Genomic DNA, 14627 nt, shown 5'->3' with positions numbered 1-14627 from the left:
GTTCTCCACGATTATTCGCAGGTAAGCAGAACCAGTACACATCCCTTTTCTGACGTTAAATCCAGCGTCTCTTGCAGAATGCGGCTTTCACCGCTGAACAGATCCCGATAGCGCTTCCCGGCCAGTTCTGCAGGGATTGCTACCGTGGTATTCACCCACAGCCTGTCGTGACCGGTGACGTCAAACACCAGACGCGGCACGGCAACGATCAGCGCCTCATCGTCCTTAACGCGGGCATAAACAATCAGATTCTCCTCACGCTCACCGGTCACCTTAAGCGGCAGCCAGTCACCGTAATGGAAAAGTGAGGCGTAATGCGGTCGAAGCCGTAACAGCGTGGCGGTAACGAACTGTTTTACCCTTCCGTCCCGCCAGCAGGCCGGGTCGTTAAACACGCGGGCATCCGCCGCGCTGAGGTGTCTTTCCAGGGCCGGGAAGTCCGGCTCCCGGCGGTTATCGGGGTCGACAAGGCTAAAGTTAAGCGCCTCGCTGCCCTGATAGATATCCGGCACACCGGGTGCCGTCAGCTTGATCACCGTCTGGCTGAGGCTGTTCATCAGCCCGGCGCGGATAAAGGGCTGCATCGCCTCGCTGAAATCCTCCAGAAACGGGCTGTTGTCCGGGGAAAGCAGGTGCCGCGCGTAGCTCAGCACCACGCTCTCATAGCTCTCGTTGCTGTCGATCCAGTCGGTGCGCTGTTTCGCCTCGCGCAGCGCTTTCTCCAGGAATCCGAGGAAACGCGCTTCCAGTGATTTAAGCCCGTCCACGTCGTCGGGAGACAGCGTGGCGGGCCAGACACCCGCCAGCGCCTGGTAGATCATCCAGGTGTCAGCGGCGTTCGGCGCGGTACCGTCATTAAGGAAACGCACCTGGGTCTGGTTCATCTGTCGCCAGCGGGCCAGGTTTTCCCCCCACTGTTCCGGGGCTTCCGTCAGGGTGTAAAGACGCGCCCGGGCATCTTCCCCGCGCTTGGTGTCGTGCGTGGAGGTGCCAAGCAGCGCGTCGGGCTGACGGGCAAGACGAATGCGCATCTCCTGGTGAAAACGGGATAGCGAGAACGCGCGCGGCGTCGGGTCGGCGCCTACTTCATTGAGCGCCAGCTCCAGGTTATGGCGAAAGAACAGCGTGTCTTCAACGGACTTCGCCATCAGCGGCCCGGTAAGCTGCTGGAAGCGGGTTCTGAACAGCGCGGCGCTCTCGCGGCAATCTTCCGGCAGGTCGCCGGTAAGAATGCGCACAATCAGGCTGAGCGCCGCTTCAGAGGTCTCCACGCTGGCGACCACGCGGTTGAGCAGCGCCACGTCCGGCGGGGTTAACCCCTCCCGGGTGCCATAGGTGCGGTAGACCGGAAAAGCGATAAGCAGTTCACGCAGCGCGTGGCGGATCTCATCGCGCGTCAGCGCAACGTCATTATGCCGGGCCAGGTCAGCCGCAATCGTGAGCAGCGTGGTGAATTCACCCTCAAAATTGCGATCGGTCATCAGGCCCTTAGCGTCCCGCAGTTCAGCGTGGCGATCGACCGTGCCCCCCAGCGTCTCGTCGTGGATTTTTTCCAGGCGCGGCAGGTTAGCGTCGTCGACCAGCACCTCCGCCAGCGAGGCGATAAACTCATAGCCGGTAGTGCCGGAGACCGGCCAGTCTGTGGGGAGCTGTTCTCCCTTCGCGAGAATTTTTTCGACCGTAATGTAGCAGTCGGGTCCGGTTGCCTGCCGCAGGCGCTGCAGATAGCCCAGCGGATCGGCAAGGCCGTCGATATGGTCAATGCGCAGGCCATCCACCACGCCCGCATGGACCAGTTCAAGAATAAGACAGTGCGTGTCGTCGAAGACCGCCTCATCTTCAACCCGGACGCCTACCAGCCCGGTGATCTCAAAGAAGCGTCGCCATGAGAGCTGTTTTGGCGCTTCGCGCCAGGACATCAGCCGCCAGCTTTGCGCGTTGTGCAGCTCGGCAATGCTCTTCTCCTCGCTGTACGTACCCGGGTTGAGCGGATACTCGGCGTCGTAGTAGACCAGCGCGGCCTTTTTCGTGACAGGGTCACGTTTTAGCGTGATGGCTCCCTTCTCCAGCTCCACCTCAAAGGTATCGCCGAGAAACGGCAACGTGAGCGGTCGCGACCAGTCGATATCAAAATAGCCCGCGTAGCGGCTTTGCTGGCCATGTTCAATCACATCCCGCCACCAGGCGTTTTCCTGCGAGGTGGACATATGGTTTGGGACAATATCCAGAATCAGCCCCATACCGGCCTGCCTTAGCGCCGCGGCCATGCGGTCAAACCCTTCTCGTCCGCCGATGGCGGGGTCAATTTCATTCGGGTTGGTCACGTCATAGCCGTGGGTAGAGTCTTTTGTTGCGGTAAACACCGGCGAGGCGTAGAGATGGCTGATACCGAGATCTTTCAGGTACGGCACCAGCGCGACGACGCGGTCAAAGGTCATTCCGTTACGGAACTGAATACGGTATGTGGCGGAAGGGATCATAACGATGCTTCTCCATCAGCAAAGCGAACAACAATACTGTTCGGGGGTAAAACGTCGTCTACGTCCGGCCAGGCAAAGCGCGTCTCCCCCGCGAGCGCGGGCAGCCCGACGGGTCGGGTTCCGATATTCAACGCCAGTGAGAGTGTCCCTGACGGGAAGCGCCAGCTCACCGCCACCATGCCGGGGGCCGTCGCGACCACCTTGCCTTCAACGGCGCCCCTCTGTTGCAGCAGCGGAACAATATAGCGATGACGCAGCGTGAGCAGGTGGCGCGTAAACCGCAGCCAGGTTTTGCCCTCGTCGGTGGCGATTTTATGCCAGTCGAGTTTTGAGCGGAGAAAGGTGTTCAGGTCATTCGGATCGGGTACGTCGTCATCGTGCCCCGCGTGGCCGGTAAACTCTTTCGCGCGCCCTTCCCGCACCGCCTTTGCCAGTTCGCCGTGAAAATCGGTGAAGAACAGGAACGGGTGCGTTTCACCGTACTCCTCGCCCATAAACAGCAGCGGGATATGGGGGGAAAGCAGCAGCGCGGCCAGCAGTACCCGCGTCTTATCGGCACCCGCCAGGGAGATAAGCCGCTCGCCCTGGGCGCGATTCCCGGTCTGATCGTGGTTTTGAATAAAATCGACAAAGAACTGCGGCGGCTGCGAGTGGCACTCCACCCCGCGGGATTCACCGGTTTGCAGGGACACTTCGCCCTGGTAGACAAACCCTTCCGCCAGCGCCCGGGCGAACTTTTTCTCCGGCTCAAAGGCAAAATCCTGGTAGTAGGCGTGCGTCTCACCGGTGGCAAACACGTGAGCAGCGTTGTGAAAATCATCGTTCCACTCGGCGGTGAACAGCGGCGTGTGGCCCTGTTCATCGCGCGGATGCAGGAAAATCACGTTGCGGCTGTCTTCCGTAGTCAGGTGAACGTGCCGGTGCGGGATCGCCTGACGGATCTTCCCGGCTATCTCCACCAGAACATGCGTATCCGAGGCGTCTTTAATCTGGTCGATGGCATCAAACCGCAGGCCATCCAGACGATATTCCGTCAACCAGTAGAGCGGCGCGTCGGTAATATATTGCCTGACCGGCTCCAGCTCATAGGCGATGCCGTTACCCCAGGGCGTCGTGCGCTGCGCATCAAAAAACGCCGGCGACAGCAGGGGCAGATAATTCCCTTCCGGACCGAAGTGGTTGAGCACGATATCCAGCACCACGGAAAGTCCCAGCCCATGCGCGGCATCAATAAACGCGTGGAAATCCTCCGGCGTGCCGTAGGCGGCGTGCGGAGCATACAGCAGTACGCCGTCGTACCCCCATCCGCGGGAACCGCCAGACTGGGAGACGGGCATCACTTCAAGCTGGGTGATCCCGAGCTCTGCCAGATAAGGCAGCTTGTCGATGGCCGCCCGGAAGGTGCCCTCCGGAGTGAAGGTGCCGATGTGCAGCTCGTAGATGACCGTCTCTTCCCAGGGCCGTCCGGCCCATTCCCGGTTGACGGGCTGCCAGCGGCGGGGATCGATAACCACGGAAGGTCCGTTTACATCCCCCTTTTGCGCCCGTGACGCGGGATCGGGCACCGTCATGCCGTCCTGCAGGACAAACTGATATTCTGTCCCGTGCGTGACGCCGGGTACGTCTGCCTGGAACCAGCCACTCCCCGTTGCCGTCATCGGCACGTCGGCGTTGTCCAGACGAAGCGTAAGTTTATTCTGTCCTTCTGCCCAGACGCGAAAACGTACAACGTCATCGGAAATAAACTCAGCACCCCACTGCTTTTGAAATGTCCTGAATTCCATTCATTGTCCTCGAATGACCCACATTTTACGCGGAATGAAGTACAAGCTTAGTTCAGGATTAAAAGTGCGTGAGCTCAGCGGATTTATCCGCTTCGTCTATTCTTTATGAAATAACTCACTACAGAGAATACTATGCAGATTCGAAAAGGATTAAATACCGACCTCGTTCGTCTTGAATGTTGTGACTTTTCTTTCACCATAAGCCACATTGCCCGAGAGCCGTTTATCCACTGTGATTTGCATATCGAAGCCGTTGCCGAGCCCTGGATAAAAACCTACGAGCTCGACATACAAACCCTTGAAAACCATTGCGTAAATCCGGACGCCATATTTCTTGTCGCCGAAACTGATGACGGTGAAATAGCCGGATTTATTACCGCCTCAATGAGCTGGAATAAATTTATTTCGGTGGATTATATTGCCGTCGATCGCGCCAGACGCAGAACCGGCGCGGCTCAAAAATTAATGGCCGCCGCCCACGTCTGGGCCCGCAGCGTCAATGCTGCCGGGTTACGACTGGAAACCCAGAATGTAAACGTGTCTGCCTGTCTTTTCTACCGCCATTATGGTTTTACCCTCGGCGGATACGATCGTTATCTCTACAACGCCCTACCGGAAAAAGACGAGGTCGCCCTGTTCTGGTATTACATGCTGGTATAGCGACGCGGCATTCATCAATTTGTCATTAAATTTCACTACCCTTTCCGGATTTTAAACAAGGCGTTGAGGAAAGAAGCGTGAATTTTATGGCGAAGGCAGTACTGCTGGCATTACCTGTTCTGAGTGCGACGGCAACGGCCGCTGAGAGCAACCTGTGTGAACCCAAAGCGTACGAAATGGCGCTGCGCTATCAGCAGAAATCGGCTGAGATTATGGCCCTGCAGCTACAGACATATCGGTTTGCCACCGAGCGTTTCAATGAAAAATTAAAAAATCTGCAAACGCCCGAAAATTACGCCGTGGTGATGGATCTGGACGAAACGGTACTGGACAACACGCCTCTGCTGGTGCGCGACACAGAGCAGTGCCACGACTTTACAAAATGGGACACCTGGAGCGACTGGGAGAAACAGGGGAAACCCGGTTTGATCCCGGGGGCGAAAGCGTTTCTTGACCACGTGAATCAAAGTAAGGTCCGTATCTACTATGTCTCGGATCGTATGCAGGAAAACAAAGCCGATACGCTCAATACCTTAAAAGCCCTCGGACTTCCGCAGGTCTCCGACGAAAGCGTGCTGCTGGATACCGTCAGCAAGGAAGAGCGTCGCCAGAGCATTCTCAAAAAGCAGCAGATCGTGATGCTGTTCGGCGACAGCCTGCCGGATTTCGCGGTGCAGTTTAAAAACAAAAAACCAAGCGAGCAGCAGCGCGAGCTGGTTGAAGCCAGTAAGGCGCACTTCGGCAATGACTGGATTGTGCTGCCTAATGCCGCTTATGGCTCATGGTCCAAAGCCACGCCGGACAGCTGGAACGCACCGCTGAAAAAATAATGTCTTACGAGCCGGGAAAGCTATCGCGCGCCTTCCCGGCCCTTCGGTTTCCTATCCATCCCGTTTATAGGTCCTATCATTTCTGGGCAGCTTCTTATAATTTTACGGAGCAGTAAGATGAGCACTTTCAAAGGAGACTCGTATGCTTACCGTGAAAAAACTTGCTCTTTCCACGCTGATTTCCAGTTCACTACTTTTTTACCCTGCGCTCCAGGCCTCTGCAGAAACGCCGCAGCACGTCGTTAAACAACCGGCGGGCGGTTACAGCGTGCAGGTCGGCGACGTGCTTGTTACCTCGTTTACGGACGGAACCGTCGCGCAGGATCTGCACACGCTGCTGCGCCGGACAACGCCGCAAAACATTGATGCCCTGCTCGCGAAAAATTTCCAGACCAACCCTGCTGAGGTGTCCATCAACGCTTTCCTGATTGCGATACCCGGACATAAAATTCTGGTGGATACCGGGTCAGGCCAGCTCTTTGGCCCCGATGCCGGCGGACGTCTGGTTGAGAGCCTCGCCACGCAGGGAATAAAACCCGAGGACATTACTGAAGTCCTGCTGACCCACGCGCACTCCGATCATGCGGGCGGCCTGGTGAAAGACGGCAAGGTGGTGTTCAGCAACGCGCGCGTTTTCGTTGGTAAACCGGACATCGACTTTTTCTTTAACGACGACAATCAGAAGAGAACTGGCTACGGCAAGAACTACTTCGATGTCGCGCAGAAGACCTTAAAACCCTATCTTGACGCGGGTAAAGTGGTGCCGTTTAGCGGCACATCGGAGATTCTTCCGGGGCTTACCGGCACGGTTCATCCCGGACACACGCCGGGTTCAGCCTTCTACACCCTGGAAAGTAAAGGCGAGAAGATCACCTTCGTGGGCGACATCATTCACGCCGCGGCGGTCCAGTTCCCGCAGCCTGCGGTGACCATCACCTACGATGAAGATGAGAACAAAGCGGCAAGTGTACGCGAGCAGGCGTTCGCTGACTTTGTGAAAAACAAGGACCTCATTGCCGCGCCTCATCTGCCGTTCCCGGGCATCGGCTATGTGACGAAAGGCGAGAAAGGCGGCTATGCCTGGGTCCCTGTGACCTATACCAACCGGGACGCCAGCAGCGCGAAATAAGATGACGCGGATATCTGACATGGACATAGACCTGCTCCTGACGCTGGATGCCCTGCTTCAGGACAGGAACATCACCCATGCGGCCGCGCGGCTGGGCATCAGCCAGCCCGCGCTGTCCGCCCGTCTTGCGCGTCTGCGCACGCTCTTTGGCGAACCGCTGTTTATCCCCTCCCCGCATGGACGCGGGGTATTGCCCACGCCGCGCGCAGAAGCGCTTAAGCCCCAGGTGGCAAGCGTACTGCGCGGTATCAGCGCGATGTTTTCCCCCACCACGTTCGAGGCGCAAACCAGCCGCCGGACCTTTGTGATCGCGCTGCATGAAAACCCGGCGCTGATGCTCGGTACCGCGCTGCTTAACCAGGTGGGTACCGATGCCCCCGGTATTCGCCTGCGCTTCGCCCTGCCCGAGATGGCCGAACTGCCGCAGCAGCTGGAGAACGGCGATGTGGACATCTACATCGGCGTAAGCGCAGGCGCCCATGATGGATGGGTGAGGCGCAAACTTCTCGACGACGCGTTTGCCACCGCCCAGCGTAAAGGGCATCCGCGCGGGACAGGTCCGCTGGATCTGGAAAGCTACTGCGCGCTTTCTCATCTGGTGGTGTCGTCGGCGGGGGATCCGTTCACCGGCTTTGTCGATCAAACCCTCGCCGGGCTGGGCCATCAGCGGCACGTCGCCATGTCCACGCAGAGCTACGCCGTGGCGCCTGCGCTGGTTGCCGGTACCGACCTGGTATGCACCCTGCCGGAACGAATGCTGAGACAGTTTGCCAGCACGCTGGATCTCTTTGCGCCGCCGCTGCCGCTCCAGCCGATTACCATCAACATGTACTGGCACCCGAAGAACAGCCAGGACCCGGCGAACGCCTGGCTGCGCGAGCAGCTGCTGCGGGCGGCTGGACATCAGGTGTGATCGAGCGTAACCAGAAACTTTTTAAGCACCTCTGAGCGAATAATCCGGTGGCAAACCAGGGTGAGCTCGCTCTCCCGTAGTCGGTCGAGGATGTCCACGTAGACGACGTTCTCAACGCTCACCGCCTTTGCCGACGCGGGAAGCAGCGCCAGCCCAAACCCCGCCGAAACCAGGCTTATCACCGTGGGCACGTCGGTCGCATTTTGCACCACGTCCGGCTGAAAGCCCGCTCCGCTGCAGGCGTCATAGAAGTACTGCTCCAGCCCCATTCCCTCCGGGTCGCGCAGGGAGATCCATTTTTCGTCTTTCACCGACGAGAGCGTCAGCGCGGCGGACCCGGCCAGCGGATGCTGACGATAAAGCGCCAGCACCGTTTTCTCCGAGGTGAACGACCGGCTTTGCAGATCGTCCGGCAGCGACGGCAGCGGCGCGCGGATGATGGCCACATCCAGCTGGTTGCTCTGCACGGCGGCGTAGAGCGTCTGCACATTTCCCGTTATCAGCGACATGGTAATGGCGGGCCAGCGGCGGTGCATCTGGCGCAGCGCAGCGGGTAGCCTGCCGTCAAACATCGCGCTCGACACGCACCCGAGGTTTAACACACCTTGCTCGCCCCGTGCCGTTTGTCTGGCGTCCAGCACCGCCTGTTCGGTCAGCGAGATGGCAAGCCGGGCTTTCACAAGAAATGCTTCGCCCGCGGGCGTCAGGGTCAAGCGGCGGTTCGCCCTGCTGAAAAGCGTGACGCCTAAACGTTCCTCCAGGGCCTTTATCTGCTGGCTAAGCGCCGGTTGCGCCATGTTCAGACGCTCGGCGGCCCGGTGCATATGGAGCTCTTCGGCCACGACGATGAAGTGGCGCATCTGACGAAACTGCACGAGACGACTTCCTTTATTGATATAAATTTACTTATCAATTTAACAGTAATGATGCAATTGATGGTATTGGTCATTGCCATAAAAATGGAGGTATTCAACCGAGGGAGGAAAATATGGAAAACCAGATTAACGATCTCCGCAGCGCCATCGCCTTACTACAACGCCACGAAGGGCAGTACATTGAAACCGATCATCCGGTCGACCCCAACGCGGAACTGGCGGGCGTCTACCGCCATATCGGCGCAGGCGGCACGGTCAAACGTCCGACCCGCACGGGCCCGGCCATGATGTTCAACAGCGTAAAGGGCTATCCGCACTCCCGCATCCTGGTGGGCATGCACGCCAGTCGCGAGCGTGCGGCGCTGCTGTTGGGCTGTGAGCCTTCGGAACTGGCAAAGCACGTCGGCCAGGCGGTGAAAAAGCCGGTTGCGCCGGTTGTCGTTCCGGCCTCGCAGGCCCCCTGCCAGGAGCAGGTCTTTTATGCTGACGATCCTGACTTCGATCTGCGCAAGCTGCTTCCGGCTCCAACCAACACGCCGATTGATGCGGGTCCGTTTTTCTGTCTGGGGCTGGTGCTGGCAAGCGATCCGGAAGATAGCTCGCTGACGGATGTCACCATCCACCGCCTCTGCATTCAGGAGCGTGACGAGCTTTCCATGTTTCTTGCCGCCGGGCGCCATATCGAAGTCTTCCGCAAAAAGGCGGAAGAGGCCGGAAAACCGCTGCCGGTGACGATCAACATGGGTCTCGACCCCGCCATCTACATCGGCGCGTGCTTTGAGGCCCCTACCACGCCGTTTGGCTACAATGAGCTGGGTGTCGCTGGGGCGCTGCGCCAGCAGCCGGTTGAGCTGGTGCAGGGCGTGGCGGTCAAAGAGAAAGCCATCGCGCGGGCGGAAATAATCATCGAAGGTGAACTGCTTCCAGGCGTGCGCGTGAGAGAGGATCAGCACACCAACACCGGCCACGCGATGCCGGAGTTCCCGGGCTACTGCGGCGAGGCGAATCCCTCCCTGCCTGTGATCAAAGTGAAAGCCGTGACCATGCGAAACCACGCCATCCTGCAGACGCTGGTGGGACCGGGGGAAGAACATACCACGCTGGCCGGGTTGCCAACCGAGGCCAGCATCCGTAATGCGGTTGAAGAGGCAATTCCCGGATTCCTGCAAAACATCTATGCCCATACCGCGGGCGGCGGCAAGTTCCTCGGGATATTGCAGGTGAAAAAACGCCAGCCCTCAGACGAAGGACGTCAGGGCCAGGCGGCGCTTATCGCCTTAGCCACCTATTCGGAGCTGAAGAACATTATTCTGGTCGACGAAGACGTGGATATTTTCGACAGCGACGACATCCTGTGGGCGATGACCACCCGCATGCAGGGCGATGTCAGCATCACCAATATTCCTGGGATCCGCGGCCACCAGCTGGATCCGTCCCAGTCGCCGGATTACAGCACCTCAATTCGCGGCAACGGCATTTCCTGCAAGACGATCTTCGACTGCACGGTGCCGTGGGCGCTGAAGGATCGCTTCGAACGGGCGCCGTTTATGGAGGTTGACCCACGCCCGTGGGCGCCAGAGCTGTTTGCTGACAACACGAAATAGAAACAGCACGCGTATGGCCCGCAGGTCATACGCTGATTTTCTTTTCAAGCGTGGCAATATTTTCACCCGCCTCTCGCTCCACCGAGAAACGATCGACGCTCAGCAAAATGAGCATCAGCCCCCTGCCGCTCTCCAGCAGCGGCGAGATTTCACAAAAACGGTCTCGCCTGGCGGCCTCAAGCCGCGCCAGCGGAAACGCGTCACCCGCGTCGGTAAAAACAATGCAGACGTCGCTGTCGCGGATATCGAAGCGTACGCTGAATGTGCGCGAGGCATCCTCATGCAGCGCGTGCCGGATGATATTCGTCGCCACCTCACAAACGGCGAGATCGAGCGCGAAACGCCACTCATCATCTACGGGAAGCTCGCTCAGCCGCGCTTCCAGCCAGCAGGCCAGCGGCGTCAGGGAACCGAGCACCGCCGGAAATTCTGCCTGCACCGGCGTCTGCATCTACTGCCCCAGCTGCGCAAGCGCGCTGCTTTTGTCCGGATAGATGCGGAATATGCGGTCCATGCGGGTCAGGGTGAACATATTCATGATCCCAGGGTTCAGAGAGCACAGCGCCATGTCGCCTTTCCCGTTCATCAGCTTAAACAACGACACCAGCATTCCCAGCCCGCTGCTGTCGATAAAATCCACTTTGCTGAAGTCGACAATCAAAGCCTTGCGATCGTCGCCAATTTCTTCCGTCACGGACGCTTTAAACGTCGCGGCAACGGAGGCATCCAGCCGCCGGACTGCGGGCGTGAGAATGTTGGCATGCGGTAGTCGTTCAGTGTGAATAATCATTCTTTTCTCCCTGACGCTCGATCACGAGCAGTGAAACGTCATCGGTTAAGGCGGTCGGTTCATCACGATTTGCGTTGCGCCAGCCGGTCAGGTGGTCACCGAACCGCGCCAGGAGCTGGTCAACCGGAAGTCGGGCATGGTCATGAAGCCAGCGTTCGAGACGCTGCGGGCCAAACTGCTCACCGCTGACGTTCTCACACTCCGTAATACCGTCACTGAATAAGCATAAGCGATCCCCCGGATTGAGGGTAAACGCGACATCCTCCCAGCTCAGGTCTGGGATCAGGCCGACCGGCGGGCCGCCATCGCCCACGGACGTGACGGCGCTGTCTGCGTTCACAATGACGGGAGTAGGATGCCCGGCCTGACACAACACCCCTCGTCCGCTCTCGGGGTCGATCACCCCGTAGATAATGGTGAAATAGCTGGTAATGTCGCTCTCTTCACTGCAAAAGCGGCTGTTCAGGATCCTGATCACCTCCGCAGGGGACTGAATACCGCCCTGATCGGTAAACAAAAAACGGTCTACCACCCGGCCATGTAAGAACTGACGCGCCACCGCGAGGGACATCATCGCGGCCCCCACGCCGTGACCGGACACATCCACGCAATAGAACCCAATGTGAGAATCGAGTGGAAAAATATTGAACACATCGCCTGAGACCCACGCAGACGGTAAGAAAAGCCAGTCGGAAAAGTAGTTCCCAAAGCGTAAGCGGTGCGAAGGCAGCACGGAGTGCTGAACGCGCGCCGCGAGTTCAAGATCCTGTTCAATCTGATGCAACGCTTCACTCAGGCGCTTGTTGTGCGCCGCGAGGGTCGCTTCCAGCGTTAAAATACGGCCCCCGGCGTGCAGACGCGCCCGCAGTTCATCCTGCTCGACCGGCTTGCTTAAAAAATCATCGGCTCCGGCATCAAAGCCCTGCGTTAAATCCCCGGCATTTTCGCGTGCCGTGAGCAGAATGACATAGACGTAGTGGCCAAACTGACGGTTGCGGATGGTCTGACAGAGCGTGAGTCCGTCCATTTCCGGCATGTCCCAGTCGCTTATCACCATGCTGATCGGCTGGCTGGACAGTATTTCCAGCGCGGCGACGCCATTTTCCGCCTCGCTCACGATATACCCCCACTGGGTGAGCATTCGGGAGAGTAACCGACGATAAATCAGCGAATCTTCAACGATTAACACGTGCAGCGCCGACATACATCCCTCCTAAAGCGGTAAGAACCAGATGAGGCTCACGGTCCCTTCCCTGAATTTTGCATTCCCGTTGCCGTGCCCCGGATAGCGCGTTCCCGCATAGTTCGCGTACTGGATGGAGAACGAACCCGGCGTATAGCCGGCATAACCGAAGCTGTAGCTGTAATCGCCGTTCCAGGGCTGCTGCTGGCTGCTGTCCGGGAACCAGAATGCCGTCGCGCGAACGAAGAAATGTTGTTTGAAGGTGTAGCCGCAGCCGCCGAGCATGACGTTTTTATTTTTGCGGATGTCATCGCTGCTGAGGTCGTAGTAGCGCGGCACCCAGCTGTACCCGACCTGGCAAATGATGGAATCCCCTTTATTAATCAGGAGCGTGTTTTCGACCGGTTTCGGTAGCGAAAACTTGTAGGCCAGTGTGAAGGCGCCCTGTTCGAAATAGGTGTGTCGTCGGCTGCCCGATGTCCAGAAATGGTTATCGCCGTAGTTGCTGTAAACCAGACTGACGGTGTTGGCGTGCCAGTCATCGTAGCCGAAGCTGTAGCGAAAATCGGCGGTGTAGCGGCTGGTGTCTCTGACCGGCAGTCGGGACGTAATGTTGGCAAACCAGAAGCTGTAGGGGGAATACTGAAGGCTGAGATTCAGCGTCTGGTTAATCTTTTTCTTTTCCGTGGCGGTGTCTGAACTGTTAGGAATGCTCATCCACTGCTCTTTCAGTCCCGAGCTAAAGCTCAGCGCACCTGAGAATTTCTTGTCGTTACCCGAGAACAGGCGCCCCCAGCGGCTGGTAAAGACGCCAGCCTGAACAGGTTCACCGTTCTTATCGCGCAGGGATTCATTTTCATTGTTTTTCGCCGCCTCTGCGGCGGGGATCGCGGCGAGCAGCACGCCCGCCAGAAGCCATTTTTCGCGCATAACCGCCATCCTTAGTTAGGTATCCAGCGTGCGCCGACGTCGTATTTTGCCATCAGCCACAAAATACCCAGTGCCGCCGCATGCACTAACGTGTTCTCTATCCAGGCATGACGCCATAAGTCGAAGGTGATGAACTGGCTCACCAGCAGCACCACGTACACATGCAAAATAAAGGTATAAAGCGAGTGCTGACCGAGCGGGATCAGGAACCATCCCAGCAGGCGATTGAGCGGCGTCCAGTAATACGTCAGCACCAGGTAGACGGTGACCATCAGGGCGATATCGTTTAACACTCTCACCGGGCCCAGCCCGTTCTTCGCCGCCCAGGTGTGATAAAACGAATTGAAGCTGTCAGGCGGGATGACGTGCATCAGCAGCGCAGGCGGCATAAACGGGTTGGTATGGTTCTGGGCGACAAATCCCAGCACCAGCGACACCATGACCAGCGCCACTACCACCCCTTTCCCCGGAGGCGTCCGGGCGAATGAGAGCAGTTCGGCTTTATACCAGCCGCTGGCCATGCCCAGCACAAAGATGAACTGCCAGGCGAGCAGCGGGAAGGCAAATTCGAATTCCGACGGCGTCAGCCGAAGCGGCCATCGCTGCCACAGGCTGTACACCAGCAACGACAGCCCCAGCAGCCACCACACTTTGCCTTTCTGCAGCATCCCCAAAAATAGCGGGCTGAGTAGCAGCAAAAAGATATACAGCCCCAGAATTTGCGTCTGATGAGGGCCAATCTGCAAATAGAGGATAATGTTGAACCAGGTCTCTTTTATTTGAGGCGTAACCGGATAAAGCGACCAACTTTCACCCGAAAAACGGTCGGTAAAATGGGTGACCTCGAAAACATTAATATGTGGGATATAGGCCAGAAGAGTAAACGACACTATGATAATGATATTTACACGATATATTTTCCATGCCCTGAGATAAAGCCCCCAGGAAACCGTGAGCAAAACCACTTTTTGCAGACGCGCGCGGTTCAGCATGCCAAGCATAAACCCCGAGAGAATAACAAAACCTTCTGCACCGGTTGTTAACCCAAAACGCTCCCAGGAGAATATATTAAATACCGACATCACCTCCGTATGCGCCACGACCATCATGACGAGGGCAATGCCGCGCATAAAGTCGATTCTCAGGTCCCTGGCACCTGCAACAGCATATCGCCATGCTGTTGATTTAGCGTCATCTTCTTGCGCTACCGACGGCGCAACATGGCTCATAGGGTGTCCTTTGCCTGAAAACGAAAATTAAGGTCTAAATAAATTAGATAGCCTAAAGGAATGGTAACCGCAATTTATCGACGGACGATAAAACATCATTAAGCAGAATTTAAACCGAATTCATCACCGCTAAATAATAATAAAAACGTGGCTGGACACTTTTATTCGGCGTTCTACACTTATCTTAAATCTTGTTTAATCGCTATTTTCTTTCGCTTTT

At 57.4% G+C, this 14627-nt stretch carries 13 protein-coding genes; 5 read left to right on the top strand and 8 right to left on the bottom strand.

From position 1 onward, the window contains the following. Nucleotides 1-11 precede the first annotated feature (11 nt). Both treY and treZ read right to left on the bottom strand, forming a co-directional pair. On the bottom strand, nucleotides 12-2480 hold the full coding sequence (treY, locus tag GM298_RS01545; RefSeq protein WP_266153419.1) for a malto-oligosyltrehalose synthase: 2469 nt from the start codon (nucleotides 2478-2480) through the stop codon (nucleotides 12-14). After that, the gene (gene treZ, locus GM298_RS01540) at nucleotides 2477-4264 is read right to left on the bottom strand and encodes a malto-oligosyltrehalose trehalohydrolase (protein WP_266153418.1); all 1788 of its coding nucleotides are present in this window, start codon (nucleotides 4262-4264) and stop codon (nucleotides 2477-2479) included. The genes treY and treZ overlap by 4 nt, the downstream gene beginning before the upstream one ends. A 132-nt stretch (nucleotides 4265-4396) precedes the next feature. On the opposite strand from treZ, the gene GM298_RS01535 reads away from it, so the two are divergent. The 4 genes from GM298_RS01535 (at nucleotide 4397) to GM298_RS01520 (ending at nucleotide 7796) form a co-directional block, all read left to right on the top strand. Then, on the top strand, nucleotides 4397-4924 hold the full coding sequence (locus tag GM298_RS01535; protein WP_025756472.1) for a GNAT family N-acetyltransferase: 528 nt from the start codon (nucleotides 4397-4399) through the stop codon (nucleotides 4922-4924). Nucleotides 4925-5001: 77 nt separating this feature from the next. Further along, nucleotides 5002-5754, top strand: a complete 753-nt coding sequence (locus GM298_RS01530; RefSeq protein ID WP_266153415.1) for a 5'-nucleotidase, lipoprotein e(P4) family — start codon at nucleotides 5002-5004, stop codon at nucleotides 5752-5754. Between the two features lie 142 nt (nucleotides 5755-5896). Next, nucleotides 5897-6883, top strand: coding sequence for an MBL fold metallo-hydrolase (locus tag GM298_RS01525; RefSeq protein WP_025756474.1), 987 nt, complete (start codon nucleotides 5897-5899; stop codon nucleotides 6881-6883). Between the two features lies 1 nt (nucleotide 6884). Continuing rightward, the gene (locus GM298_RS01520) at nucleotides 6885-7796 is read left to right on the top strand and encodes a LysR family transcriptional regulator (protein ID WP_266153413.1); all 912 of its coding nucleotides are present in this window, start codon (nucleotides 6885-6887) and stop codon (nucleotides 7794-7796) included. Here GM298_RS01520 and GM298_RS01515 read toward each other — a convergent pair. Continuing rightward, entirely contained in the window at nucleotides 7787-8671 is an 885-nt protein-coding gene (locus GM298_RS01515) for a LysR substrate-binding domain-containing protein (RefSeq protein WP_095448965.1), read from the bottom strand. The two genes, GM298_RS01520 and GM298_RS01515, sit on opposite strands and share 10 nt — an antisense overlap. Before the next feature lie 113 nt (nucleotides 8672-8784). Between GM298_RS01515 and GM298_RS01510 the strand changes: the two genes are divergently transcribed. After that, on the top strand, nucleotides 8785-10275 hold the full coding sequence (locus GM298_RS01510; protein WP_266153411.1) for a UbiD family decarboxylase: 1491 nt from the start codon (nucleotides 8785-8787) through the stop codon (nucleotides 10273-10275). 25 nt (nucleotides 10276-10300) lie between these two features. On the opposite strand, the gene GM298_RS01505 is transcribed toward GM298_RS01510, so the two are convergent. From GM298_RS01505 to opgC, 5 genes are read right to left on the bottom strand one after another with little or no spacing between them, the layout of a single operon-like run. Continuing rightward, the gene (locus GM298_RS01505; RefSeq protein WP_266153410.1) at nucleotides 10301-10726 is read right to left on the bottom strand and encodes an ATP-binding protein; all 426 of its coding nucleotides are present in this window, start codon (nucleotides 10724-10726) and stop codon (nucleotides 10301-10303) included. Continuing rightward, nucleotides 10727-11065, bottom strand: a complete 339-nt coding sequence (locus tag GM298_RS01500) for an STAS domain-containing protein (protein ID WP_025756479.1) — start codon at nucleotides 11063-11065, stop codon at nucleotides 10727-10729. Next, nucleotides 11049-12269 carry a PP2C family protein-serine/threonine phosphatase gene (locus GM298_RS01495; protein ID WP_047958627.1) on the bottom strand — a complete coding sequence of 407 codons (1221 nt, stop codon included), beginning with the start codon at nucleotides 12267-12269 and terminating at the stop codon, nucleotides 11049-11051. The genes GM298_RS01500 and GM298_RS01495 overlap by 17 nt, the downstream gene beginning before the upstream one ends. Before the next feature lie 9 nt (nucleotides 12270-12278). Next, nucleotides 12279-13178, bottom strand: coding sequence for a hypothetical protein (locus GM298_RS01490; protein WP_025756481.1), 900 nt, complete (start codon nucleotides 13176-13178; stop codon nucleotides 12279-12281). Nucleotides 13179-13189: 11 nt separating this feature from the next. Further along, nucleotides 13190-14407, bottom strand: a complete 1218-nt coding sequence (gene opgC / locus GM298_RS01485) for an OpgC domain-containing protein (RefSeq protein ID WP_045285745.1) — start codon at nucleotides 14405-14407, stop codon at nucleotides 13190-13192. Between the last annotated feature and the right edge of the window lie 220 nt (nucleotides 14408-14627).

The sequence above is a fragment of the Enterobacter sp. HSTU-ASh6 genome (genome assembly GCF_026319105.1).
Taxonomy (GTDB): Bacteria; Pseudomonadota; Gammaproteobacteria; order Enterobacterales; family Enterobacteriaceae; genus Enterobacter; species Enterobacter sichuanensis.
This window is presented reverse-complemented; position numbering and strand designations above follow the sequence as displayed.